At 63.7% G+C, this 21,944-nt stretch carries 23 protein-coding genes and 1 pseudogene; 9 read left to right on the plus strand and 15 right to left on the minus strand.

Translation table 11 applies throughout. From position 1 onward, the window contains the following. The first annotated feature begins 46 nt into the window (after window positions 1-46). Together DWF74_RS07900 and DWF74_RS07905 are read left to right on the plus strand one after the other, a co-directional pair. Window positions 47-766: a CTP synthase C-terminal region-related (seleno)protein gene (locus DWF74_RS07900; RefSeq protein ID WP_115580717.1), complete on the plus strand. Its 720-nt coding sequence runs from the start codon at window positions 47-49 to the stop codon at window positions 764-766. Further along, on the plus strand, window positions 763-1,086 hold the full coding sequence (locus DWF74_RS07905; protein WP_115580718.1) for an antibiotic biosynthesis monooxygenase family protein: 324 nt from the start codon (window positions 763-765) through the stop codon (window positions 1,084-1,086). Before DWF74_RS07900 ends, DWF74_RS07905 begins: the two co-directional genes overlap by 4 nt. Before the next feature lie 46 nt (window positions 1,087-1,132). Here the strand turns inward: DWF74_RS07905 and DWF74_RS07910 are convergent, their stop codons facing one another. Next, window positions 1,133-1,468 carry a DUF2025 family protein gene (locus tag DWF74_RS07910; RefSeq protein ID WP_102860665.1) on the minus strand — a complete coding sequence of 112 codons (336 nt, stop codon included), beginning with the start codon at window positions 1,466-1,468 and terminating at the stop codon, window positions 1,133-1,135. Window positions 1,469-1,713: 245 nt separating this feature from the next. Here DWF74_RS07910 and DWF74_RS07915 point away from each other — a divergent pair, with 245 nt between their 5' ends. Both DWF74_RS07915 and DWF74_RS07920 read left to right on the plus strand, forming a co-directional pair. After that, window positions 1,714-2,841: a glycerophosphodiester phosphodiesterase gene (locus tag DWF74_RS07915; protein WP_102860664.1), complete on the plus strand. Its 1,128-nt coding sequence runs from the start codon at window positions 1,714-1,716 to the stop codon at window positions 2,839-2,841. Then, window positions 2,842-3,522: a helix-turn-helix domain-containing protein gene (locus DWF74_RS07920; protein ID WP_115580719.1), complete on the plus strand. Its 681-nt coding sequence runs from the start codon at window positions 2,842-2,844 to the stop codon at window positions 3,520-3,522. Here DWF74_RS07920 and DWF74_RS07925 read toward each other — a convergent pair. Further along, window positions 3,500-4,411, minus strand: a complete 912-nt coding sequence (locus DWF74_RS07925) for a sterol desaturase family protein (protein WP_102860662.1) — start codon at window positions 4,409-4,411, stop codon at window positions 3,500-3,502. The two genes, DWF74_RS07920 and DWF74_RS07925, sit on opposite strands and share 23 nt — an antisense overlap. 155 nt (window positions 4,412-4,566) lie before the next feature. Here DWF74_RS07925 and DWF74_RS07930 point away from each other — a divergent pair, with 155 nt between their 5' ends. Beyond that, on the plus strand, window positions 4,567-4,884 hold the full coding sequence (locus DWF74_RS07930; RefSeq protein WP_115580720.1) for a PepSY domain-containing protein: 318 nt from the start codon (window positions 4,567-4,569) through the stop codon (window positions 4,882-4,884). A gap of 81 nt (window positions 4,885-4,965) precedes the next feature. Here the strand turns inward: DWF74_RS07930 and DWF74_RS30940 are convergent, their stop codons facing one another. Then, the gene (locus tag DWF74_RS30940) at window positions 4,966-5,733 is read right to left on the minus strand and encodes a methyl-accepting chemotaxis protein (RefSeq protein ID WP_416760392.1); all 768 of its coding nucleotides are present in this window, start codon (window positions 5,731-5,733) and stop codon (window positions 4,966-4,968) included. A gap of 165 nt (window positions 5,734-5,898) precedes the next feature. After that, window positions 5,899-6,693 (minus strand): annotated as a pseudogene (locus tag DWF74_RS30945) (methyl-accepting chemotaxis protein); the annotation flags it as partial. A gap of 170 nt (window positions 6,694-6,863) precedes the next feature. On the opposite strand from DWF74_RS30945, the gene DWF74_RS07940 reads away from it, so the two are divergent. Next, a complete protein-coding gene (locus DWF74_RS07940) occupies window positions 6,864-7,886 on the plus strand; it encodes a transporter (protein ID WP_115580721.1) in 1,023 nt (340 codons plus the stop codon). A gap of 241 nt (window positions 7,887-8,127) precedes the next feature. Next, window positions 8,128-9,738: an inorganic phosphate transporter gene (locus DWF74_RS07945; RefSeq protein ID WP_115580722.1), complete on the plus strand. Its 1,611-nt coding sequence runs from the start codon at window positions 8,128-8,130 to the stop codon at window positions 9,736-9,738. Window positions 9,739-9,759: 21 nt separating this feature from the next. Here the strand turns inward: DWF74_RS07945 and DWF74_RS07950 are convergent, their stop codons facing one another. From DWF74_RS07950 to DWF74_RS07975, 6 genes are all read right to left on the minus strand, one after another. Continuing rightward, window positions 9,760-11,082 (minus strand): purine-cytosine permease family protein, encoded by a 1,323-nt coding sequence (locus DWF74_RS07950; RefSeq protein ID WP_102860658.1) that lies wholly within the window; start codon window positions 11,080-11,082, stop codon window positions 9,760-9,762. Between the two features lie 111 nt (window positions 11,083-11,193). Beyond that, window positions 11,194-12,168, minus strand: coding sequence for a biotin-dependent carboxyltransferase family protein (locus DWF74_RS07955; RefSeq protein ID WP_102860657.1), 975 nt, complete (start codon window positions 12,166-12,168; stop codon window positions 11,194-11,196). Further along, window positions 12,165-13,037 carry a 5-oxoprolinase subunit B family protein gene (locus tag DWF74_RS07960; RefSeq protein ID WP_115580723.1) on the minus strand — a complete coding sequence of 291 codons (873 nt, stop codon included), beginning with the start codon at window positions 13,035-13,037 and terminating at the stop codon, window positions 12,165-12,167. The genes DWF74_RS07955 and DWF74_RS07960 overlap by 4 nt, the downstream gene beginning before the upstream one ends. Next, window positions 13,034-14,407, minus strand: a complete 1,374-nt coding sequence (locus DWF74_RS07965; protein WP_115580724.1) for an acetyl-CoA carboxylase biotin carboxylase subunit — start codon at window positions 14,405-14,407, stop codon at window positions 13,034-13,036. The genes DWF74_RS07960 and DWF74_RS07965 overlap by 4 nt, the downstream gene beginning before the upstream one ends. Before the next feature lie 10 nt (window positions 14,408-14,417). Next, window positions 14,418-14,660, minus strand: a complete 243-nt coding sequence (locus tag DWF74_RS07970; RefSeq protein ID WP_102860654.1) for an acetyl-CoA carboxylase — start codon at window positions 14,658-14,660, stop codon at window positions 14,418-14,420. 94 nt (window positions 14,661-14,754) lie between these two features. Continuing rightward, the gene (locus tag DWF74_RS07975) at window positions 14,755-15,513 is read right to left on the minus strand and encodes a 5-oxoprolinase subunit PxpA (RefSeq protein ID WP_102860653.1); all 759 of its coding nucleotides are present in this window, start codon (window positions 15,511-15,513) and stop codon (window positions 14,755-14,757) included. Between the two features lie 211 nt (window positions 15,514-15,724). Between DWF74_RS07975 and DWF74_RS07980 the strand changes: the two genes are divergently transcribed. Further along, window positions 15,725-16,642, plus strand: a complete 918-nt coding sequence (locus tag DWF74_RS07980; RefSeq protein WP_102860652.1) for a LysR family transcriptional regulator — start codon at window positions 15,725-15,727, stop codon at window positions 16,640-16,642. Between the two features lie 247 nt (window positions 16,643-16,889). On the opposite strand, the gene DWF74_RS07985 is transcribed toward DWF74_RS07980, so the two are convergent. The 5 genes from DWF74_RS07985 to DWF74_RS08005 all read right to left on the minus strand — a co-directional run bounded on the left by DWF74_RS07985 (window position 16,890) and on the right by DWF74_RS08005 (window position 20,995). Continuing rightward, entirely contained in the window at window positions 16,890-17,474 is a 585-nt protein-coding gene (locus tag DWF74_RS07985; RefSeq protein ID WP_102860651.1) for a PqiC family protein, read from the minus strand. Next, window positions 17,471-19,162: an intermembrane transport protein PqiB gene (locus tag DWF74_RS07990; protein ID WP_102860650.1), complete on the minus strand. Its 1,692-nt coding sequence runs from the start codon at window positions 19,160-19,162 to the stop codon at window positions 17,471-17,473. Before DWF74_RS07990 ends, DWF74_RS07985 begins: the two co-directional genes overlap by 4 nt. Beyond that, window positions 19,155-19,769 (minus strand): paraquat-inducible protein A, encoded by a 615-nt coding sequence (locus DWF74_RS07995; RefSeq protein ID WP_102860649.1) that lies wholly within the window; start codon window positions 19,767-19,769, stop codon window positions 19,155-19,157. The genes DWF74_RS07990 and DWF74_RS07995 overlap by 8 nt, the downstream gene beginning before the upstream one ends. Then, window positions 19,769-20,377 (minus strand): paraquat-inducible protein A, encoded by a 609-nt coding sequence (locus DWF74_RS08000; RefSeq protein ID WP_102860648.1) that lies wholly within the window; start codon window positions 20,375-20,377, stop codon window positions 19,769-19,771. Before DWF74_RS08000 ends, DWF74_RS07995 begins: the two co-directional genes overlap by 1 nt. 183 nt (window positions 20,378-20,560) lie before the next feature. Further along, entirely contained in the window at window positions 20,561-20,995 is a 435-nt protein-coding gene (locus tag DWF74_RS08005) for a multidrug/biocide efflux PACE transporter (protein WP_102860647.1), read from the minus strand. An 89-nt stretch (window positions 20,996-21,084) separates the two neighbouring features. Between DWF74_RS08005 and DWF74_RS08010 the strand changes: the two genes are divergently transcribed. Further along, window positions 21,085-21,939, plus strand: coding sequence for a LysR family transcriptional regulator (locus tag DWF74_RS08010; protein WP_115580725.1), 855 nt, complete (start codon window positions 21,085-21,087; stop codon window positions 21,937-21,939). The last annotated feature ends 5 nt before the right edge of the window (window positions 21,940-21,944 follow it).

Here is a 21,944-nt window from a genome sequence, read left to right on the forward strand (position 1 = left end):
GCCAATCTATAGTGGCTCCAGGCAGTCGACAAGTCAGAGAGGCCACATGCACACAGCCCGATCTACCGTCACCATCCGCATCGCCCTGGTGGGGGATCACGACCCACAGATCACCGCACACCAGGCCATTCCCCTGGCCCTGGAACGCGCCGCGACCGATAGCGGGGTCAGGGTGGACTACCAGTGGCTGGCCACGCCGGGACTGATCCACGAGCAACAGCTCAAAGGCTTCGACGGAATCTGGTGCGTGCCTGGCAGTCCCTACCGCCACATCGACGGTGCCCTCTTGGCGATACGCGTCGCCCGGGAACAGCAACGGCCCTTCCTCGGCACCTGCGGCGGCTTTCAGCACGCGGTGCTGGAATATGCCCGCAACGTACTGGGTTGGAACGACGCCGAGCACGGCGAGATCAACCCCCATGCCCAGCGCGCGGTGCTCACTCCCTTGAATTGCGCCCTGGAGGAAGCCCGCGACCGAATCCAGCTGCACAGCGGCAGCCGGATCGCCCAGGCCCACGGCACCCAGAGCATCGAGGAAGGTTATCGCTGCCGCTATGGGGTCAATCCGGACTTTGCCGGCCCCTTGCTCAGCGGCGCCTTGCGCCCTGCTGGCCACGACAGTGACGGCGACTTGCGCGCCGTGGAACTGGACGGCCATCCATTCTTCGTCGCCACACTGTTCCAGCCCGAGCGCGCGGCCCTCCAAGGCCGCACACCGCCCCTGGTCACAGCCCTGCTCAACGCCTGCCTGGAGGCACAAGGATGATCGACCAGACGCCCGCCCCACCCTATTACGCAGTGATCTTCAGTTCCCAGCGCCGCCAAACCGATCCCGCCTACGACCGGGCGGCCGAACGCATGGTCGAGCTGGCTCGCCAACAACCGGGATTCCTTGGGGTCGAATCGGCCCGGGGCGAGGATGGCTTCGGCATTACCGTGTCCTACTGGAGCTGCGAGGCGGCGATCCTGGCCTGGAAACAACAGGCCGAACACCGCGCCATCCGCGAGCGTGGTCGCAACGACTGGTACCGCTACTTTCATACCCGGGTGAGCAAGGTGGAGCGGGCCTACAGCTTCGGCATTTGAAGCAAGGCCCTGAACCGCTCCGGATGCGGTTCAGGGCAAGCGCGGATCATCCCTGGGCGGTCGACAGCAGGCTGCGCACCGCCTGGATTTCCGGTAGATCGCTGCGACGCATGTAGACCCGCAGCGGTTCGCTGATGTTGATCCGGTCGTCGATGTTCTGATCCAGCAGCAACTGGATCTGCTCGCGCTTGAGGCTCATGGCCTGATCGGAAACCGGTGCCCAGACAAATTCATTGGCCGGCACTATGGCGTCATCCGCCACATCCATGCCGAAGGAGTCTTCGCTGAAACGCACGATGTAGCGACCGGTCTTGCGATTGAAGCCGACAAAGCCCTTGAGCTGATCGGCAGCCTGACAGATGAGTTCGGAGGTGATGCTCATGGTAAACCTCACTGTAAGTCCCATGGGACGGGTGATCGATGGTCTACACGCGAGGCAAGGAAGGAGCTGTTTTCAGGCTTCCCTCTGATGGGGAAACTGCAGCGCCCAAGAGTACTGCAAAGCACCGGAAAAAACCGCGAAAGATGCGCATGAGAAGGATTTATGTCGCTCTGGAGATAGCACAAGCGTCATTGTGTTGCTAAAAGATAGGTCCTTGCCCCCGCCTCCACGAAAGGATTTCGAGCATGCCAGCGACCTTCCCCCCTTGTGCCCTGATGTTGGCCCTGATGCTCGGTTGCGGCCTGGCCCAGGCCGCTGAACAGCCTGATCCGAATGCACTTGCCGCTCGCCAGGGCATTCCGCACCCGGCAGTGATCGCCCACCGTGGAGCCTCTTTCGATGCCCCCGAGTCCACCGCCGCGTCCTACAGGTTGGCCCGGGACCTGGGGGCCGACTACCTGGAGATGGACCTGCAGCGCAGCAAGGATGGTGTGCTCTTCGCCCTGCACGACAACAACCTGCAACGTACCACCGACGTGGCGCAGAAATTCCCCGAACGCAAGGACAGCCCGGCCAACGCCTTCACCATGGCCGAGCTGAAAACCCTCGACGCCGGCAGCTGGTTCAACCAGGCCCATCCGGACCGCGCCCGTCCGGGTTTCGTCGGCCTGAAGATCCTTACCCTGGACGAGATCATCGACATCGCCCAGGGCAATCCACAGCACAAACCCGGGCTCTACATCGAGACCAAGGAGCCCCAGCTGTTTCCCGGCATCGAGCACGATCTCAAGGAAAAACTCCAGGACCGCGGCTGGCTGAGCCCGGCGGGCTCCAAGCTGGCGAAAAGCGAACTGGCCGTGGGCCAGGGCAAAGGCAAGGTCGTGCTGCAGACCTTCGACAAACACAGCCTGGAGCTGCTGCACAAGGCAATGCCCAAGGTGCCGAAAGTCCTGTTGCTGTGGGTGGCTCCCGGCAGCATCGAGCCAGCCTCCGGGCAGACGTTCGCCAGCAGCGGCGAGACCGACAAAGCCGCTTTTTATGCCAAGCAGCAACCCAAGGACCAGGCCGAGTTCAAGCGCTGGGTCGACTTCGCCAAGACCCAGGGAGCCATCGGTACCGGTCCCTCGGCAGCACTGACGGCTGGCGGCGATCAGAGCTATGCGGATCTGGTGCAACCCTGGATGAATCAGTACACCCACGACCAGGGCCTGCTGGTGCACGTCTACACCGTCGATGAACCGGTGGACTTCAAGAAGGTCATGGCAGCCGGGGTCGATGGCATCTTCACCAACCGCAGCGCCGATCTGCTCAAGTATTTCAAGCGGCCGGCCAGCGCCAGCGTGGCCCAACTGCTGGAGGCCAGCGGCTACTGAATGTCCGCCTCACACTGGAGCGGCGAACTCTGGCTGGGCCATGACTTTGGTCTGATCCACGGGGCGATGGGGCGCACCACGCCCCATGCCCACTACGCCCATCAACTGATCATTGCCCCCGAACAGCCGGTCACCGTGGAACTGGACGGAGTCCGACTCAGTGGCCACTTCCTGCTGATCCAGGCGCTGCATCGCCACGCCATTATCCAGGCCCCCGACCGGGCCTTCACGGTCTTCGCCGAGCCACTGCGAATCACGGCGCAGGACCTGCAGCTCAGCGTCAGCCGTGTCGAGCCCTCACTGCCCGGCCTGGAAGCGGCGCTGCGCAGTTGTCCGCGCCAGCCCATTGCCGACCGTCGCGTGGCACGGGCGCTGCTGGCCCTGGACGCTGCCCTGGAGGGCAAGGTGGCAGCGACGCAACTGGCAGCCCAGGCCCATCTGTCCCTGAGCCAGCTGGAACGGCTGTTCGCCCGTGATGTCGGCCTGCCCGTCCGGCGCCTGGTGCTGTGGCGACGGCTGCGCCTGGCCATGGCCCTGTTGCTGGAGGGGCAGGCCATGGCCCTGGCGGCCCATGGCGCCGGGTTCGCCGACACCGCGCACTTCTCCCGGACCTTGAAGGCGCTGTTCGGCGTCACCGCCGGCCAGGCCCTGAAAACCCTCAAGCCCCGCCTGCTGGATTGACCGGGCGCCGCAACGCCTCGGGCACCTTGGGCTCGGCGGCATAGTGTTGGGCCTTGAATGGCTCCAGTAACTGCGGCCAGTAATCCACCGGATAGTCCGGACGGCTACCGATGCCCAGGTCGCCCTGGCGCATCGCGTAGTCATGCCGATAGAACGCGGTTCCCAACAGCCAGTCCCATACATTGAAGAACAGACCGAAATTCACATCACCGGCACGGCCGTACTTCATATGGTGAAAGCGATGCACCGGCGCCCAGGCAAACACCAGGCGCAGCAACCCCAGGCGCATATCGACATTGGAATGCTGCAACAGCAATTGAATGGCAATGGCCAGGGCCAGCAACTGTGCCACCGGCAGCGGGATGCCCAGCACCAACAACGGCAGCAACCCCGCCGTCGCTTCCAGCAGTTGGTGCAGCGGATGCTTGAGCAGACCGTTGAAACCGTACATGCGCAGCACACTGTGGTGCACCGCATGCAGGCGCCAGAGCCAGGCCCAGCGATGGCTGGCGTAATGAGCCAGGGTGATCCCGCAATCGGCGATCACGATCGCCAGCAGCAATTGGCCCCAGAGCGGCCAGTCCCGAGGCCACAGACCGTCATGGGCCAGCAGCGCCACCAGTCCCGGCAATGCGAGCAGGCCCAGGGCATTCAGGCCCTCATTGACCAAGGCATGCAGACTGTCCCGCAGGCGGTCACCCTGGGAGCGATTCCATGCCGGCTCATAAGGCAGGACCCACTCCACCAGGAACGACACCAGGAGCGCGGCCGCAAACAACACCAGCAACCCGCTCGCAGACGCCTCTGCCGCGCTCATCCAGCACAATGCACCACCGATGAATCCACCAAAGAACAAGGGGGCATACAACCACGCAAGCCATCGTTTCATTCACTGAGTCTCCTAGAAGGGAGACACCAGCTTGGGCCCCGCCCCAGCCCCCTGGCTTGAACAAACGGCGCAACCACTGACCTGAATTAAGGGTGAGTTAAGTTGCACTGGCTAACCTGTGTCCATCGAAACCCATCACCCCAAGGAATCAACCCATGACCAAGTTCTCCGCTCTGTTCGCCGCTGCCGCCCTGACCCTGACCGCCGGCCTGGCCCAGGCCGATGTCCGTCCGGACCTGATCCCGGGCCTGCTCAAATCCGGCGCCATCATGGACCTGGAAAAACTCAACCAGGCAGCCTTGGCCCAGCACCCGGGCACCACCGCCGCCAGCATCACCGACACCGAGCTGGAGCAGACCGCGACAGGCACCTACGTCTACCAGGTAGAACTGCGTGACAGCAAAGGCATCGAGTGGGACGTGGACCTGGACGCCAAGACCGGCAAGGTCCTGAGCAACAAGCAAGACAAGTAAGCCCCGCACACAGCACAAGGCCGCGCCCCGTTACCGGAGCGCGGCCTTGTGCTTTTGGGCCCGCATAGAGGGTGAGCGGTATCAGGCGCCCAGACGCGCCGTGACTGCGTTCAACTGTCCCGACAGACCGTGCAAGTTGCGGCTCGCCGCTTCGGTGCGCTGGACGTTATCGAGGTTGGTACTGGCAATCGAAGTGATCTCGGTCAGGTTGCGCGAGATGTCTTCGGCCACCGATGTCTGCTCCTCGGCGGCGGTGGCGATCTGCCGATTCATGTCGCGAATCGCTTCCACCGCTTCGGTGATACGCTCCAGCATTGCACCGGCCTCGGTCACCTGCTGCACACTCTGCTCGCTGCGCGACTGACCGCTCTCGATGGCCTGGGCCGCATCCACCGCACCGGTCTGCACGCTCTGGATGATCTGGTTGATCTCGATGATGGACGCCGCAGTACGCTGGGCCAGGCTGCGCACCTCATCGGCGACCACGGCAAACCCGCGCCCCGCCTCACCGGCCCGGGCCGCTTCGATGGCAGCGTTGAGCGCCAGCAGGTTGGTCTGCTCGGCGATCCCCTGGATCACTTCCAGGACCTTGCCGATACGCCCGCTGTCAGCCTCCAGGCGGCGGATCACCGTGGCGGTGTTGGCGATCTCGCCACGCATCTGGGTGATGCTGTGGATCGTGCTCTGCATTACCTGCTCGCCTTGCTGCGCCGACTGGTCGGCATCATCTGCGGCGCGGGCAGCATCGGCAGCGTGGCGCGCCACTTCCTGGGCAGTGGCGGACATCTCGTTCATCGCCGTCGCCACCTGATCGGTGCGGTTGAACTGCTCGTTGGTGCCCTGGGACATGAGGGTAGCAATGGAATTGAGCTCGCCGCTGGAGCTGTCCAGGTCCGCAGCACTGCGCTGCAGGCTGCTGAAGGTCTGGGCCAGGAAGTCACGCAGGGTGTTGGCGGCCCCCGCCAGCCTGCCCAGTTCGTCCTGACGATCGCTGGCCACCCGGTCGGCGAACTGGCCACGGCTGAGCTGGGCGACGTAGTCGATCAACTGGCGGATCGGCTGCACCAGGCTGCGGTTCACCAGCCACAGGCTGAGCAGGCCGATCAGCAAACCGGAAACCAGCATCACCAGGATGCCCAGCCACACCGTACGATCAGCCGCCGAGCTGATGTCCCGGGACTGCTGGTCACTGTGCTTGCGCAGCTCGGTCACCAACTCGCTCATCTGTTCGCTGGTAGCACGGTCCACGCCCTTGACCGCCGCGTCACCGGCACTCGGATCGGCGCCTGCGGCCACATAGGCGTCACGGCCCTTCTGATAGGCCGCCCCCAGCGCACGGTGCTCCTCGGCCAGGCGCTGCACCCGGCTCTTGAAGCCCGAGTCCAGGCCCGGCTTCTGGGCCAACTGGCCGAGGATGTTCTGCACATCCCGCTGACGATCTTCGAACTGCTGCCAGTACTTGTTCAGCTCCTGGGGCTGCTTGCCCCGCAGCAACACGTTCTTCCACTCCTGCACCTGGCTCTTGAACTGCAGGTTGGCCTCGTCGATCAGCTGCGAACTGCGCAGCGGACCTTCGATCAGCTCGCGGTAGCTCTGCACGCCACCGGACAGCAAGTGAAAACACGCCAGGGCGATCAACAACACCGCAAACAGGCTACCGCTCAGCAGGGCAAGAATTTGCGCTCTCAGGGATTTTTGCAAAAACATCGAGAAGATCTCATGGCAGGGATGGAGCAAGCCACTAAAGGCATGCGTAGGTCCGAACTTCCCTGTCAGGAGCATTCGAGGAAAATCGAATGCGCATTGCATGTGAGCGTGATCGGCATCCGCGATCCATTCTTGAGCGCTGCCGACCACTGGTATGGCAACGCGTACTGTGCACTTTGAAACGTCACAAAACTGTCAAAAAGCCTTGCCATGATGAGGCCCAAGTGAACCTGTAAAGCCCGCGCCAGGCACTGTCCCTCCTGCGAGACCCCATGAACCACAGCATCGACCAGAGTCACCGCGATTCCGATCTGTTTGGCCTGCTCTACGGTTTCAACTTTCGGCCCGGCGAACGGGGTCATGAACTGGACTCAGCCAAGGCCCTGCAAGCCCTGCAACAGCCGCACAACGACGACCAATTCCTCTGGTTGCACCTGAACCTGGCCCACGCCGCCTGCGAGCGCTGGATGAAAGCCCACCTGCAATTGCCCGAGGAGTTCTTCGAAGCCCTGCACGAAGGCTCGCGCTCGACTCGCATCGAACACGTGGACTCGGCGCTGCTGGCGGTGGTCAACGATGTGGTATTCAACTTCAGCAGCATGGTGTCCTCGGACATTTCCACCCTGTGGGTCTGCGTGCGCAGCAACCTGATCATCAGCGCCCGCCTGCAGCCCCTGCATTCGGTGGACAAGCTGCGCTCCTCGGTCAAGGCCGGGGAGCGCTTTCGCTCGCCCCTGGAACTGCTGGTGCACCTGCTGCGCGACCAGGGTGAAGTGCTGACCCAGATCGTGCGCAAGACCAGCCTCAGCGTCGACCAGATCGAAGACCAGTTGCTGGCGTCCCGAGTCTCCAGCAACCGTGCCGAACTGGGAGCCATGCGCCGGGTGCTGGTGCGCCTGCAACGCCTGCTGGCCCTGGAACCGGGCTCCCTGCTGCGCCTGCTCAACCGCCCGCCGCAATGGCTGCAGAAGGACGACGTCAAGGAACTGCGCAAGTCCACCGAAGAGTTCGCCCTGATCATCAACGACCTCACGGCCCTGGGCGAACGGATCAAACTGCTGCAGGAAGAGATTGCCGCCAACCTCAATGAACAGACCAACCGCACCCTGTTCACCCTGACCGTGGTCACGGTGCTGGCGCTGCCGATCAACATCATCGCCGGCTTCTTCGGCATGAATGTCGGCGGTATTCCCTTTTCCGGCGACCCGGAGGGCTTCTGGATTCTGGTGGCGCTGGTGGCCACCTTCACCCTGATCGCCGGGCGCTGGGCCTTCCGCAAGCGCCAGGACTACTGACCCCACCTTGTAGGAGCCGGCTTGCCGGCGAAGGCTCCCCCAAGGCAGGTGCCAGGCTTGAGGGTCTCTTCGCCGGCAAACCGGCTCCTATGCGATAAGCGGGATAACGGGATGGCCACGCGGGCTTGATTTGATCAACGGAACGGCTCAATCGCCTAAACCATGACCTGAGGCAGTCTCCCTGTAACATTTGGCAACGATCATGGACACCATTCCTTTCCAGCAACAGGATTGTCCAGCAATGGCCACCCCGTCCCTGACTGCCGCCTCCTCCAGCCTCGATCACCAACCGCAACTGGATAAAAAACCCGGCCCCTTCACCCTGGTGGTGTTTTTCGCGGTGCTGGCCATGGGCTTGCTGTTCACCGCCTACAGCCTGGTGCACGACATGCACGAACTGGGCACCACGGTCACCACCTGGACGCCCTTCCTGTTGCTGGGCGTGGCCCTGCTGATCGCCCTGGGCTTCGAGTTCGTCAACGGCTTCCACGACACCGCCAACGCCGTAGCCACCGTGATCTACACCCACTCGCTGCCGCCGCAGTTCGCGGTGGTCTGGTCCGGCCTGTTCAACTTCCTCGGGGTGCTGCTGTCCAGCGGCGCGGTGGCGTTCGGCATCATCGCCCTGCTGCCGGTGGAACTGATCCTGCAAGTGGGCTCCTCCGCCGGCTTCGCCATGATCTTCGCCCTGCTGATCGCCGCCATCCTGTGGAACCTCGGCACCTGGTGGCTGGGGCTGCCGGCCTCTTCGTCCCACACCCTGATCGGCTCGATCATCGGCGTCGGCGTGGCCAACGCACTGATGCACGGCCGCGACGGCACCAGCGGCGTGGACTGGAGCCAGGCCACCAAGGTCGGCTACGCCCTGCTGTTCTCGCCATTGATCGGTTTCATGTTTGCCGCCCTGCTGCTGTTGGCCCTGCGCCTGTTCGTCAAGAATCGCGCGCTGTACAAGGCGCCCAAGGGCGACGCCCCGCCGCCGTGGTGGATTCGCGGCTTGCTGATCCTGACCTGTACCGGGGTGTCCTTCGCCCACGGCTCCAACGACGGCCAGAAAGGCATGGGCCTGATCATGCTGATCCTGGTGGGCACCCTGCCCATGGCCTATGCCCTGAACCGCACCATGCCCGCCGACCAGTCACTGCAATTTGCCGCAGTGGCCGAGGTCACCCAGCAAGCCCTGGTGAAAAGCGCCCCGCAAGTGGCCCCCGCCGATCCTCGCGCGGTGCTCTCGGATTACATGCGCAGCAAGGAGGCAACGCCTGAACTGATCCCTGCCCTGGCGGCCCTGACCGGTGCCATCGGTGCCGAGGTCAAGGGCTACGGCTCGCTGGCCAAGGTGCCCGCCGAAGCCATGAGCAACGTACGCAACGACATGTACCTGACCAGCGAAACCATCCGCCTGATGGACAAGAACCAAGTGGGTCACTTCGATCAGGACACCCGGGACAAGTTGCAACTGTTCAAACAGCAGATCGACAACGCCACGCGCTTTATCCCGTTGTGGGTGAAGATCGCCGTGGCCATCGCCCTCGGTCTGGGCACCATGGTGGGCTGGAAGCGCATCGTGGTGACCGTCGGCGAGAAAATCGGCAAGACCCACCTGACCTATGCCCAGGGCGCCTCGGCGGAGACCGTGGCCATGCTGACCATCGGCGCGGCGGACATGTTCGGCCTGCCGGTATCCACCACTCACGTCCTGTCCTCGGGGGTGGCCGGGACCATGGTGGCCAATGGCGGCGGGTTGCAGATGCGCACCATCCGCAACCTGGCCATGGCCTGGGTCCTGACCTTGCCGGCGGCGATCCTGCTGTCGGGCAGCCTGTACTGGCTGTTCACCCAACTGTTCTGAGCCGCCGCTGGCCCCGCCCCGTCAGCCGGCGGCGGGCAAGCGGCTGTGCAAACGACTGGCCAGCCCGGCCTGCAAGGCAAACGCCAGGACCCCGGTCAGTGGTGCCGAAAAACTGGCCAAGCCACCCCCCGCCCACATCAGCATCAGGCCCAGGGCCGTGCCGCCGAACCAGGCCGTCAGCCCCACCGGGTTGAAGGCCGCCACGCGCTCAATCGCCGCCACGTCGGTACGCCCCAGCAGAATCTGCGCCAGGGCCACACCGACCCAGGCCACCACGAAGATCCCCTGATAGGCCAGGGCCTTGAGCAGGTAGGCGAACACATCCGCCAGCATCAGGCCGTAGACGATGATCCCCACGGCCACCGCCCACATCAGGTAGGAACCGCGCAGGCCGAAGCGGCCGAAGAACGCCTGCATGTTCAAGGTCGCCAGGTAGTAGTTGGCGGTGTTGATCCGGGTTTGCGTGGCCCAGACGAACAACAGCCCCCACAGCCCCATCAATTGCAGGATCGCCATCACCACCGAAACTTCGTTGAGTGCACCGTCATGGGGAATGCTGCTCACCAGATAGATCCCTGCCGCACCGTTGAGCAAGAACGTCACCGCGTAGAACGGCATGCCGAAGTTCCAGCGACCGTGATAGCCGGCGTCTTCGGGCTTGCCGAAGCGTGCATAGTCGAAGGTGAACAACATCAGGATCCACACCCCCATGTAGGCCACAAAGCAATCCCACCAGCCCGTGCTACTGGGATTGGCCGGGCCGAAATCCAGCCATTGCGGCTGGTAGCCATAACGGCTGATGGACAGGCCCACGGCGAACAGCAAGCCCCCCAGGTACACCGGCAACAGCACACCGTTGAGCTTGTCCAGCCAGTGCTGCACGCTGCCCAGAATCAACGGCACGCTGTACAGCACCACCACCAGCGCCGCCAGCGGGTACAGCAGTTGCGGGTACAGGTGGTTGAGCGCCACGGCGATCACCGAACCCTCGAACACCGCGTAGTAGATGGCCGTGGAGAAGAAGATCAGGGTCGCCAGGCAAGCCCCGGTGCTGCCGAACAACAACCGTGAAAACAGCGCCACCGAGAGCCCGCTGCGCATGGCGAAGCGGCTGAGGACGCTGTTCACCAGGCCATAGCTGAGCACCGACAAGAGCATGCCGATCAAGGCATTGCGGGTGCCGTAGGACAGGGCCAGGGAAGCGCCGACGACGATATAGAACATCGCGCTGCACACCGCCCACCAGGCCATGGTCAGGGACAGTCGGCCCATGCGTGCATCGCTGGGAAGGGCCACATCGGCCGGGGTCTGCCCGGTTTGATTCGCTTGCGATAAAGCTGCCATGTGCGTGAACTCCAGAACCGATCAAGGGTTGAAGCGCGGGCAGCCGTCACCGCACCGAAGTGCGGCGTTGGCCTACCGTTTGGCATGGCCCGCGCGATGCGGCGGGCAGAATCAGGAAGGAAACAGTTTGCTCAGACAGCTGAGCTTTTTCTTGTAGGAGCGCCGGGCCTCCAGCGCTTCTTCGAGGGTCACCGCAACAAAGCGGGCCTTCTGGTTGGGCTGCATCTGGCCGATCAGGTCAAGGTCGGCGCTGATCACTGTGCCGATCATGGCGTAGCCGCCACCGGACACCGCGTCCCGGTGCAGGACGATGGGTTCCAGCCCCGCCGGCACCTGGATCGAGCCAATCGGGTAGCAGCTGTCGACGATGTTCGACGGATCGGAACCGGCGCCGAATGGCTGCTCCCGGGGCTGGAAGCTCAAGGCGCTGCCGCCCTTGAAGCGATAGCCGATGCGGTCCGCCTCCGAGCCCACGGTCCAGGGTTCGGCGAAGAAGCTGGCCTTGGCCGCCTCGCTCAAGCGTTCGTAGTACAGCCCCGGCACCACCCGCAGAGTGATTTCGCCGCCCAGGGATTGGCGCAGCGCCATGGGCAAGCTGGCACCGGGACGGCTCTTGCCGCTGGCGACACCCACCGGCAGCTCATCCCCGGCCGCCAGGCGCCGGCCCTGGAAACCACCCAGGGCGCCCAGGGCGTAGGTCGAACGACTGCCCAGCACCAGCGGCACATCGATGCCACCGGCCACCGCCAGATAGGCCCGGGCCCCGGCCTTGGGAAAGTCGAAACGCAGCACTTGCCCGGCCTTGACCGCAAAGGCGGTGTCCAGGTGCATGTCCACGCCATCGAGCTTGGGTGTCATGTGCGCGCCGCAAACCGCCACCAGGGCGTCGGCGCTGAACTCAAGCTCCGGCCCGAGCAGCGTGCACTCCAGCCCCGCCGCGCCTGCCGGGTTGCCCACCAACTGGTTGGCCGCGCTCAGGGCGTACTGGTCCAGGGCCCCGGACGGCGGAATCCCCAGGTGATAGAAACCTTCGCGACCCAGGTCCTGCACCGATGTGGCCAGGCCCGGTTTGATGACCTTGATCATGCCAGCACCTCCTGCAGCGACTTGGGATAGCCGACCGGGTCGGCGAGAAAGGCATCCAGGGAAAACTCCACCTCGCGGATACGCAGGTCGAAGCGCCCGGCCTCGACTTCGGCCACCGCCTGGTCATAAGCCTCACGATCGATGGGCTTGAACTGCACGATGTCCCCCGGACGGAAGAACACCATGTGCGCCTTGAGGTAGGCCAGTTGCTGCTGCGGGTCGTAGATGGGGGCCGGGGTGACGCCGAACATCTGGTAGCCGCCGGCACCGCGCACCGAGTAGATGCAGCCGAAACAGCCACCGTGGCCCAGGGTCAGCTTGGGCGTATCGGTGCGCGGCCGCAGGTACTTGGGCACCTGCAACTGCCGCTGGCGCTCGACCATCTGGAACATGAACGGCAACCCGGCGACGAAGCCCACCATGGAGACGAACCAGGGCGCGCCGCTGTGGGCGGCAATGAAGGCCTCGACGTCCGCCAGGCCATTGATACGCGCCGCGTACTCCAGGTCCGTGGCGCTGGGGTCCTGGTGCCGGTCGCGAAAGCGCATCAGGGTTTCGTGGGTCCAGGGATCGTTGTAGAGCACGGGGATCTCGATGATCCGAGTGTGCAGGCTGCGCTCGGCCACCGCCCCGGCCTCGGCCTGCTGCACCGCCTCCAGCAGAACCTGCGGAGCGATGCGATCCGGGTCGAAACGAATCTGGAACGAGGCATTGGCCAGGCACACATCCAGCACCCCATCCAACTCCAGGCGCTCTACGGCACGGGTCACCGCCATGCCCTTGAAGAAGGCTTCCAGGGACATGCTGTCGCTGACTTCGGCGAACAGGTGCTCGTCGGCACCAAAGCTGTAGCGGATCGGCTGGTTCATGCGACACCTCCGGCGCGGCGCTCGGCCAGCCAGGTTTCCAGGGTTGCGGTGTGAAAATCGGTCTGCTGCAACCAGGGCTCGGCCAGCAGTTCACGGTGCAGCGCCAAGGTGCTGGCCATGCCGGTCAAGGTGGTGTGTTCCACGGCCAGCCGCGCCCGGGCCAGGGCCTCGCCACGGTCACGCCCGTGGACGATCAGTTTGGCCAGCAGCGAGTCGTAATAAGGCGGCACAGCATAGCCCGGGTACAAGTGACTATCGACCCGCACCCCCGCCCCTTGCGGCCAGATCAGTTGCTCGACCTTGCCCGGACTGGGGAAGAAATCCCGCGCTGGGTCTTCGGCATTCAGGCGCATCTGCAAGGCCGCGCCATTGAGCTGGATATCGCTCTGGCGCAACCCCAGGGGCTCGCCCCCGGCGATGCGCAACATGGCCTGGACCAGATCGATGCCGGTGATCAGTTCACTGATCGGGTGCTCCACCTGAATCCGCGTGTTCATCTCGATAAAGAAGAACTCGCCGGTGCTGTCGTCATAGAGGTATTCCAGAGTGCCAGCACCTTGGTAACCCAAGGCTTCGGTGAGGTGCACGGCGCTGCTGCACAACTGCTCACGCTGCTCGGCACTGAGCACCGGCGACGGCGCTTCTTCGAAGATCTTCTGCCGCCGCCGTTGCAGCGAGCACTCGCGTTCAAACAGATGCACCGCGTGTTGGCCATCGCCCAAGACCTGGACTTCGATGTGCCGCGCACGGCCAATGAAACGCTCCAGGTACAGCGCACCATTGCCGAAGGCGGTCTGGGCTTCGCGTTGCGCCCGAGGGAACTCCTCGGCCAATTGCGCCGCATCCTGAGCCAGGCGAATCCCGCGTCCGCCACCACCGGCACTGGCCTTGATCAACAGTGGAAAGCCCACGCTTTCAGCGGCCTTGAGCGCCGCGTCCAGGTCGAAGAGCTCACCTGGGGAGCCCGGTACCACCGGCACTCCCGCCGCCTGCGCCGTGCGCCGGGCTTCGGCCTTGTCGCCCATGCGGCGGATGGTTTCGGCGCTGGGACCGACGAAGATCGCCCCGGCCTCGACCACCGCCTCGGCGAAGTCGGCATTCTCGGAAAGAAAGCCATAGCCCGGATGCACCGCATTGGCACCACTGGCCTGCAAGGCACCGAGCAGGGCCTGGACATTCAGGTAGCTCTTGTCGGCCCGCGCCGGGCCGATGATCTGCACTTCATCGGCCATACGTGCAGCCATGGAGTCGGCATCCGCCTCACTGCAGGCGGCAACGGTGGGAATCCCCAGGGCCTTGGCCGCACGGATGATGCGCACGGCGATCTCGCCGCGGTTGGCCACCAGCAACTTCTTGATTGCTTGAGTCATGCCCTGGCCCTCACTGTTCGAGCGTCGCGACGACCTGACCCGGTTCCACCGGATCACCGTCTTGCACCACAAAGGCGCTGACTTGACCCGCGCTCCCGGCGGTCAGTTCGGAAAACTGCTTCATGACTTCGATCAGGCCGATCACGGTATCGGCGCTGACGCTGTCGCCGACCTCGACGAAAGGCGCCGACTCCGGGGTGGCCTTGCGATAGAAAGTGCCCGGCAAGGGGGTGATAACACTGTATTCGGCCATGTCTGTTCCTTTTGGAATAGTTGTAGAAAGGCAGGCAAAAAATCAAAACCAGATGAACCCCGCGTCTGTGCGCGGTGCTTCGTATCGATGCGCCTCAGCGCGGTGCGCGCACCTCGATGCCGGCCTGATCCAGCGCCGTGCGGGTGGCCTCCACCAGATCCAGGGCGCCGGGGGTGTCGCTGTGCAGGCAGATGGAATCGAACTCGATGGCCAGGTCCTCGCCTTCAACCGTACGTACCAGGCCGGTCTGGCAAGCGCGTAACACCTTGGCGGCGACGGCAGCCGGGTCCAGGGCGCGCACCTGGCGGGTGAAGACGATGGAGCCGCTGAGGTCGTAATCGCGGTCGGCGTAGAACTCGCGGATCACCGGCTGGCCCAGCTCCTGGGCGACGTGCCAGATCACCGAATTGGGCATGCAATACAGCAGCAGCTCGGGCTCCAGCTTGCGCAGGTTTTGCACCAGCAGCCGCGCCGCTTCCTCGTCCCGGGCCAAGTGCATGTAGAGCGCGCCGTGGGGCTTGATGTGTTGCAACTTCACGCCTTGCACCCGGGCCATTTCCCGCAGGGCGCCGAGCTGATAAAGCATGTCGTCCACCAGCTCCTGGGCCGGTGCGTTGATGTGCCGGCGGCCGAAGCCCACCAGGTCGCGGAACCCCGGATGCGCACCGATAGCCACCCCCAGGCGCTTGGCCTGTTCGATGGTGCGGCGCATGGTGCCGGGGTCGCCGGCGTGAAAGCCGGTGGCGATATTGGCCGAACTGATAAAGCCCATGAGCTCGTTGTCGACGCCGTCGCCAATGGTCCAGGGGCCGAAGCTTTCGCCCATGTCCGAATTGAAATCCACTGCCTGCATCACTGTTGCTCCAACTCTTGTGACTTCGTGCAGTGAAAATTAGAGCGGCCTTGACCCCTTGGGAAGATCTATTATCAGATAGAGCATCTTCTGAAAAACAGATAAAGCTCTGCTAGGAGTAGGCAGGCGGTGATCCACGTATCGGCGAAGACCGGCGTGAGATGGCTTTGGCCGACAAACCGGCTCCTGCAGAGGTGATGGGGAATGGAACATGTCGTTGACCTTGCGCCAGGTGCGCTACTTCGTGGCGACCGCAGAGATCGGGCAGATCTCCCAGGCGGCGATCCACTTGAATATCTCCCAATCGGCGGTGACCACGGCGATCAAGGAGCTTGAAGCCATGCTCGCCGTGCAGTTGTTCGTGCGCTCGGCCCAGGGCATGAACCTGACCGACGCCGGGCGGCATTTTCTCAACCGCGCCTATGTGATCTTGCGCAGTGTCGAGGATGCGCTGAACAGTCCGCTGCCGGACTATCGGGCCAGTGGTGTGCTGCACCTGGCGGCCAGCTACACGGTGATCGGCTACTTCTTGCCGCACCACCTGCAACGCCTGGAGCACTGGCACCCGGACGTCACCATCGAACTCCACGAGCAGGAGCGCCAGGCCATCGAGCAAGGGTTGCTGGAGGGGCGTTTCGACATGGCGGTGGTGCTCACCGCCAACCTGACCCACCCGGACATCGTTTCGGAAACCCTATTCAACTCCGAGCGCCGGCTATGGCTGCCGGCCCACCATCGGCTCTGCGAACGAGCCAGCGTCAGCCTGGCGGACGTGGCCCAGGAGCCGTTCATCCTGCTCACCGTCGACGAAGCCGAGCAGAGTGCCATGCGCTACTGGGAACAGGCCGGCCAGCAGCCCAATGTCCGGGTGCGCACCAGTTCGGTGGAGGCGGTGCGCAGCATGGTGGCCAACGGCAGCGGCGTGGCGATTCTTTCGGACCTGGTGCATCGACCCTGGTCCCTGGAGGGCAAGCGCATCGAGACCCTGAGCCTGAGCGACGCAGTGACCCCGATGAGCGTAGGCCTGGCCTGGCACCGCGAACGGACTTTCACCCCGGCGATGCAGGCCTTGCGCGACTACTTCCACGACGCCTTCCTCGCGCCCCAGCAACTCAGCGCCCGGCGCTGAACACCTTGCTTGGCGATCTCTTGCCGAACCTCCAGCGACCTCAAGATCCACGCGTCTCCTACGGAGCCGTTCGCAGCCTGCGGCAGCGGCTACAACCCGACACCTGTAGCCGCTGCCGAGCCCGCGAGGCTGCGAAAAGGCCCGCAGGGCCTTGCCTGGCGATCCTGAGCCAAACCTGTGGCGGCCGGAAAAACCTGCGTCTCCTGCGCAGCCGTTCGCAGCCTGCGGCAGCGGCTACAGGGCTGATTCAGGGGCAGGTCCAGCGCTGTGCGGTGCTGGCGATCTGTGCGGCCAACTGGGCAATGGCCTGTTGATGAGCCTGCACCAGGCTGCTCAGTTCAACACCCGCCGGCTGGCGGATCTGGCTGCTGCAGGTCAAGCTGCGGGCCGGGCCGCCCTCGCCCCGCAAGCGCAGGCTCCAGACCACATCGATCAGCGCGTAACGCCCGGGCAGGGATTCGAAACGCCGTACATCGGTCTGCAACGACAGCACCGGGAGCCCGGGCTGCTTGGGCAAGCCTTCAAGGTTGCGGGTGCCGAGCTTGTGCTCCATCTGGCTGGCCAGGGCGTCGTGGAACTCATCCACCAAGGGCGCGCTCCAGCGCTGGGTTTCCAGGATCGCCAGGGTGCCGCTGTCCTGGCGCACCACCAGTTGCGGCTGATCCACCTGGACCGGGATGCGCACCGTGGACATCTCGAACTGCAGATTCGCGTTGCGGGCCGCAGCGCTGCCTTCAGTCACCGGCGGCATCAGGGTGTAGTAACGGGTCGGCGCAGAGCTGCAAGCGGCAAGTCCCAGGGTCAGGCTCAACAACAAGGCGATTTTTTTCATGGCTGGGCTTCCGGTGCGGATTCGCGGACAGAGGAGGATGGCGACTGGTAGGCATCCGGTTGGTTGTCTTTGAGACGACCGCGAATCAACGCTTCAGGATGACGACCGAGGAAGTCGCTGAGCACCCGTACCGAACGGGCGGTGCGCTGCACTTCCTCCATGGCCTGGCTGAGTTTCTGTCGCTGCGGCGAATCCTCGGAGAAGCTCTCGTTGGCGCTGGCCAGGGTCTTCTTCGACTGCTCCAGGGTGTCGCGCATCTGCGGCAGCACTTGGCCGTTGACCTGTTTCAGGGTCTTCTGCATCTCCGCCAGGCTGCCATCGAGGTTGGCGGCGATGGAGTCGATCGGCAGCTTGCTGATCTTGTCCACCACGGCCTGCAGTTGTTCCTGCAACTTGTCCATGCTGCCCGGGATGGTGGGGATCTCCAGCGGCCGTGCGGCGGGGTTGTAGGCCACCGGCTTGGCATTGGCGACAAAATCCAGGGAGATGTACAGCTGGCCGGTCAGCAGGTTGCCGCTGCGGGGCTGGGCCCGCAGGCCGTTCTTGACGAAGGCGCCGATCAGTTGCGCGGAGCGGGCGTCGTCTTCGCCGCCGGTCTGCTTCACCAGTTTTTCATGGGCCTTGCCCAGGCGCTCGGGATAGATCACCGCCCCTACCAGGGTGGGGAAATACTTGCGCTGTTCGTCGTAGTCCAGGTCCATGGACACCACCTTGCCGATGTTCACCCCGAGGAACTCCACCGGGGCATTGAGCGACAGGCCGCGCAGGGCCTGATCGAAGCGCATGCGGATGTAATACGGCGCGCCGTCCGGCGGAGCCAGCGCCGTATCCTGATCGCCGAACAGGGTGTATTCGGCATTCTCCTCGGCCGGCTTGGCGTTGGGGCTGTACTTGGGTTCGACGAAGGCGATGCCGCCGGCAAGGATCGAGGACACCGACTCGGTGTTGACCTTCAAGCCATTGGCGCCCAGGGTCACATCCACACCGCTGGCGTTCCAGAATCGGCTGTCGGTGGTGACGTACTTATCATTGGGCGCGTTGACGAAGATCTTCACGTCCACCCCCTTGCCGCTGTTGGCCAACTGATAGGACACCACCTGCCCCACTTCGATGCGCCGGTAGTAGACCGGCGAACCGATGTCCAGGGAGCCCAGGTCGTCAGTGTGCAGGGTGAAGCGCTTGCCCTTCTGCCCGTAGGTAATGAGCGGCGGGGTTTCCAGGCCCTTGAAGCTGTTCTTGCGCTTCTCCGACTTGCCGGCATCGGCGCCGATAAAGGCCCCGGAGAGCAAGGTATCGACCCCGGAAACGCCGTTGGCGCCGATCCGCGGGCGCACCACCCAGAACATCGAGTCGTCGGCGGTGAACGGTTCGGCGGACTGATCCAGCTCGACCTTGGCCAGCACCTTGCGGCGATCGTCGCTCAAGGCGATGGAGGTCACCTTGCCGATCACCACGTTCTTGTACTTGACCTGGGTCTTGTTGGCTTCCAGGCCCTCGGCAGTCTGGAAACTGATGGTGATTTCCGGCCCGGCCGACAGCGAGTTGTGGACCACCATCGACAGCCCCACCAAGGCCGCAACAATGGGCACCAACCACACCAGCGAGACATTGAAACGCCGCGTACGCAGCGCCGGAGCGCCGGGAGCCGGCTGGGAACCTGCCGCCTTGGAACCTGGATGATCAGACATCTTCAACCTCTACATCCCAGATAAGCCGGGGATCGAAACTCATGGCCGCCAACATCGTCAGCACCACCACCAAACCAAAAAACAGTATGCCCATCCGCGGATCGATGGAACTCAGGGCCCGAAACTGCACCAGGGCCGCCACCAGGGCCACCACCAGCACATCGAGCATCGACCAATAGCCGATCACCTCGATAAAACGGTACAGCCTGGCACGCTCGCGCTGGGCCCAGAGGCTGCGGCGCTGGCAGGTCACCAGCAAGGTGCCAAGGACAAAGAACTTGATGCAGGGCACCACCACGCTGGCGATGAAGATCAACAGGGCGATGTCCCAGGAGCCGTGTCTCCAGAACTCCACCACGCCGCTCATGATGGTGTTTTCACTGGCGCTGCCAAAAATACTGGTGTGCATCACCGGCAGCAGGTTGGCCGGAATGTAGAAGATCAGGCTGGCCACGAGAAAGGCCCAGGTCCGCGCCAGGCTGTTGGGCTTGCGCGCATGGACCACGGAGTCGCATCGGGGGCACTGGTGCTCGGATTGCTCGCAGACCTGGCCACAGGTGTGGCAGAGCATCAGCTGATAGTCCCGGGCGTAAGGGGGCGTACTCATCAGTAGCGACCCTCCAGGTCATCCCACAGATAGCGGATGTCCTTGCCGGAAATCAGGATGATCAGCACCGTCAGCATGGCCAGGGCCCAGAGCCCGAGGCCGGGGTGCACATCGAGCATGCCAGCGAGCTTGACGATGGCCACCAGAATGCCCAGCAGGCACACCTCCAGCATGCTCCACGGCCGCAGGTGCTCCAGGGCCCGCATGCAGGCCTTGAAGCCTGGCGCGGCACGATCGAAATTGGCGAACCCCAGCACCCAGCACAGCAGGATGATCTGCAGGCACGGCGCCAGAATGATGGTCAGGCCGGTGATCGCCGCAATCAGGCTGATGCGGCCCTGGGCCAGGGCTTCTACCGATTGCCAGAGCGTGGCTTCGTTGCTCAGGCCTTCGAGGCTGATCTTGATCACCGGAAACAGATTGGCGAAGACGAACAACAACCCGGCGGTAATCGACAAGGCGAACAGCTGCTGCACGTTCATGTAGCGGGCACGGGCCAGCAACGCGCCACAGCGCGAGCACTGAGCGGCCTGGCCTTTGCCGAGCGGCACGGATTCGTACAGCGAATCGCAGTGTTCGCAGATGATCCAGTTGCGGGAAATAGTCATGGTCTTCAGATAGTCGGGAGGGCTGCTGGTTCAGTGACGGCCTCCAGCGGACGCACATTTTCAGAAAAACCCGAGGACGGTGTCCAGTTCTGTCTGAAATCAGCTCGCAGACCTCTACGCCATAATAGGCCCCCCGTGGGTTTTCGCCGGCCAAAACCGGCGACTATCACAAAGGCCTGCGGCTCAATGAGCCAGACGCTGTTGCAACCACTTGTCCCGCAGTACGTCGTAGGCCCAGTGGTAGAGGTAGGTGTAGGGCAGAAAGAACAACAGCACGCCGATATCGAGGATGAACGCCTGCAACAGGCTGACATTCAACCACCAGGCAATCAGCGGTACACCCATCGCCACCAGACCGCCTTCGAACAGCAGGGCATGCAGGACCCGGGTCCAACCATTGCGTGCAAGTTGCAGGCGCTTGAGCAGACGATCGAACAGACCGTTGAACACCACGTTCCAGATCAGCGCCAAAAGGCCGATGCCGATGGTCACCAGGCCCATGTCAGCCATGGGTTTATCCATGATCCAGGACAGCAGCGGCGTGCAGATCAGCACGGCCAGCAGCTCAAAACCTACAGCCTGGAAAATACGTTCGGTAAGGGATTTTTGCAGGCTCATTGCCGTGCTCCTTGAGTGAATGTGTTGGCGATCTTCCAGGATCAGGTCGATACTTAATAATCAATAACCATCGACCAAGGCGATAGTTCATGGCCTCACACGAAGTGCTGCTGGCGTTCGTCCAGGCAGCGACCCAGGGTTCCTTTTCCGCCGCCGCCCGCAAACTGGGCAAGAGCCAGTCCACCATCAGCGCGGCAGTGGCCAGCCTGGAAATCGACCTCAATGTGCAATTGTTCGATCGGGCCAGCCGCAAGCCCGGCCTGACCCCCGCCGGGCAGGTGATGCTGCAGCACGCGGAGGAAATCCTCGCGGCCACCAGCCGCCTGGAAATGGCCGCCAGCCAACTGTCCCAGGGAGTCGAGGCGAAACTCACCGTTGCCCTGTCCGACACCTATCAGTCGGATCGCTTTGAAAGCTGCCTGAGCGCCTTCGAGCAGCGTTACCCGGACCTGGAACTGGAATGCCTGATTGCCGAATGCGAAGACCTGATTGCCCTGGTGCAAAGTGGCCGGGCGCACATCGCCTTCGCCGAGATGCAGGCCGATTACCCGGCGGACCTGGATCACCAGACCCTGGATGAACAGGGTGAAATGTCCCTGTACGTCTCCTGCAAACATCCCCTGGCCCGGCTCGAGCACGTCGATCAGGAAGCCCTGCGCCAGCACCGGGAACTGCGCTTGGCGACAGTGCTCAACCCCTACGACAGCCGTCCCCAGGGACGGGTCTGGTCGGCGCCCAGCTACCTGATGCTGCTGGAAATGGCCCAGGGCGGTTTTGGCTGGGCGCCGTTGCCGAGCTGGCTGGTGGAAGGCTTCGGCGCCGGCAAATTGCAGGAACTGAACGTACGCGGCTGGCCGCGCAAGGTGGTGGTGGATGCCCTCTGGTCGCGCCTGCACCCGCCAGGGCCGGCCGGGAGCTGGCTGTTGGGGCGAATGCTGGAGTGAGGCAG

Source organism: Pseudomonas protegens, assembly GCF_003363755.1.
GTDB lineage: Bacteria > Pseudomonadota > Gammaproteobacteria > Pseudomonadales > Pseudomonadaceae > Aquipseudomonas > Aquipseudomonas danubii.

Coding starts and splice junctions, on each gene's coding strand:
- DWF74_RS07930 (WP_115580720.1), top strand. CDS start 4,567: ATGACCAAGTTCTCCGCTCTGTTCGCCGCTGCCGCCCTGACCCTGACC.
- DWF74_RS07950 (WP_102860658.1), bottom strand. CDS start 11,082: ATGGCAGCTTTATCGCAAGCGAATCAAACCGGGCAGACCCCGGCCGAT.
- DWF74_RS07995 (WP_102860649.1), bottom strand. CDS start 19,769: ATGAGTACGCCCCCTTACGCCCGGGACTATCAGCTGATGCTCTGCCAC.
- DWF74_RS07970 (WP_102860654.1), bottom strand. CDS start 14,660: ATGGCCGAATACAGTGTTATCACCCCCTTGCCGGGCACTTTCTATCGC.
- DWF74_RS07915 (WP_102860664.1), top strand. CDS start 1,714: ATGCCAGCGACCTTCCCCCCTTGTGCCCTGATGTTGGCCCTGATGCTC.
- DWF74_RS07975 (WP_102860653.1), bottom strand. CDS start 15,513: ATGCAGGCAGTGGATTTCAATTCGGACATGGGCGAAAGCTTCGGCCCC.
- DWF74_RS08010 (WP_115580725.1), top strand. CDS start 21,085: ATGGCCTCACACGAAGTGCTGCTGGCGTTCGTCCAGGCAGCGACCCAG.
- DWF74_RS30940 (WP_416760392.1), bottom strand. CDS start 5,733: ATGTCCCAGGGCACCAACGAGCAGTTCAACCGCACCGATCAGGTGGCG.
- DWF74_RS07990 (WP_102860650.1), bottom strand. CDS start 19,162: ATGTCTGATCATCCAGGTTCCAAGGCGGCAGGTTCCCAGCCGGCTCCC.
- DWF74_RS07965 (WP_115580724.1), bottom strand. CDS start 14,407: ATGACTCAAGCAATCAAGAAGTTGCTGGTGGCCAACCGCGGCGAGATC.
- DWF74_RS07920 (WP_115580719.1), top strand. CDS start 2,842: ATGTCCGCCTCACACTGGAGCGGCGAACTCTGGCTGGGCCATGACTTT.
- DWF74_RS07910 (WP_102860665.1), bottom strand. CDS start 1,468: ATGAGCATCACCTCCGAACTCATCTGTCAGGCTGCCGATCAGCTCAAG.
- DWF74_RS07985 (WP_102860651.1), bottom strand. CDS start 17,474: ATGAAAAAAATCGCCTTGTTGTTGAGCCTGACCCTGGGACTTGCCGCT.
- DWF74_RS07905 (WP_115580718.1), top strand. CDS start 763: ATGATCGACCAGACGCCCGCCCCACCCTATTACGCAGTGATCTTCAGT.
- DWF74_RS07900 (WP_115580717.1), top strand. CDS start 47: ATGCACACAGCCCGATCTACCGTCACCATCCGCATCGCCCTGGTGGGG.
- DWF74_RS08005 (WP_102860647.1), bottom strand. CDS start 20,995: ATGAGCCTGCAAAAATCCCTTACCGAACGTATTTTCCAGGCTGTAGGT.
- DWF74_RS08000 (WP_102860648.1), bottom strand. CDS start 20,377: ATGACTATTTCCCGCAACTGGATCATCTGCGAACACTGCGATTCGCTG.
- DWF74_RS07940 (WP_115580721.1), top strand. CDS start 6,864: ATGAACCACAGCATCGACCAGAGTCACCGCGATTCCGATCTGTTTGGC.
- DWF74_RS07980 (WP_102860652.1), top strand. CDS start 15,725: ATGTCGTTGACCTTGCGCCAGGTGCGCTACTTCGTGGCGACCGCAGAG.
- DWF74_RS07960 (WP_115580723.1), bottom strand. CDS start 13,037: ATGAACCAGCCGATCCGCTACAGCTTTGGTGCCGACGAGCACCTGTTC.
- DWF74_RS07955 (WP_102860657.1), bottom strand. CDS start 12,168: ATGATCAAGGTCATCAAACCGGGCCTGGCCACATCGGTGCAGGACCTG.
- DWF74_RS07945 (WP_115580722.1), top strand. CDS start 8,128: ATGGCCACCCCGTCCCTGACTGCCGCCTCCTCCAGCCTCGATCACCAA.
- DWF74_RS07925 (WP_102860662.1), bottom strand. CDS start 4,411: ATGAAACGATGGCTTGCGTGGTTGTATGCCCCCTTGTTCTTTGGTGGA.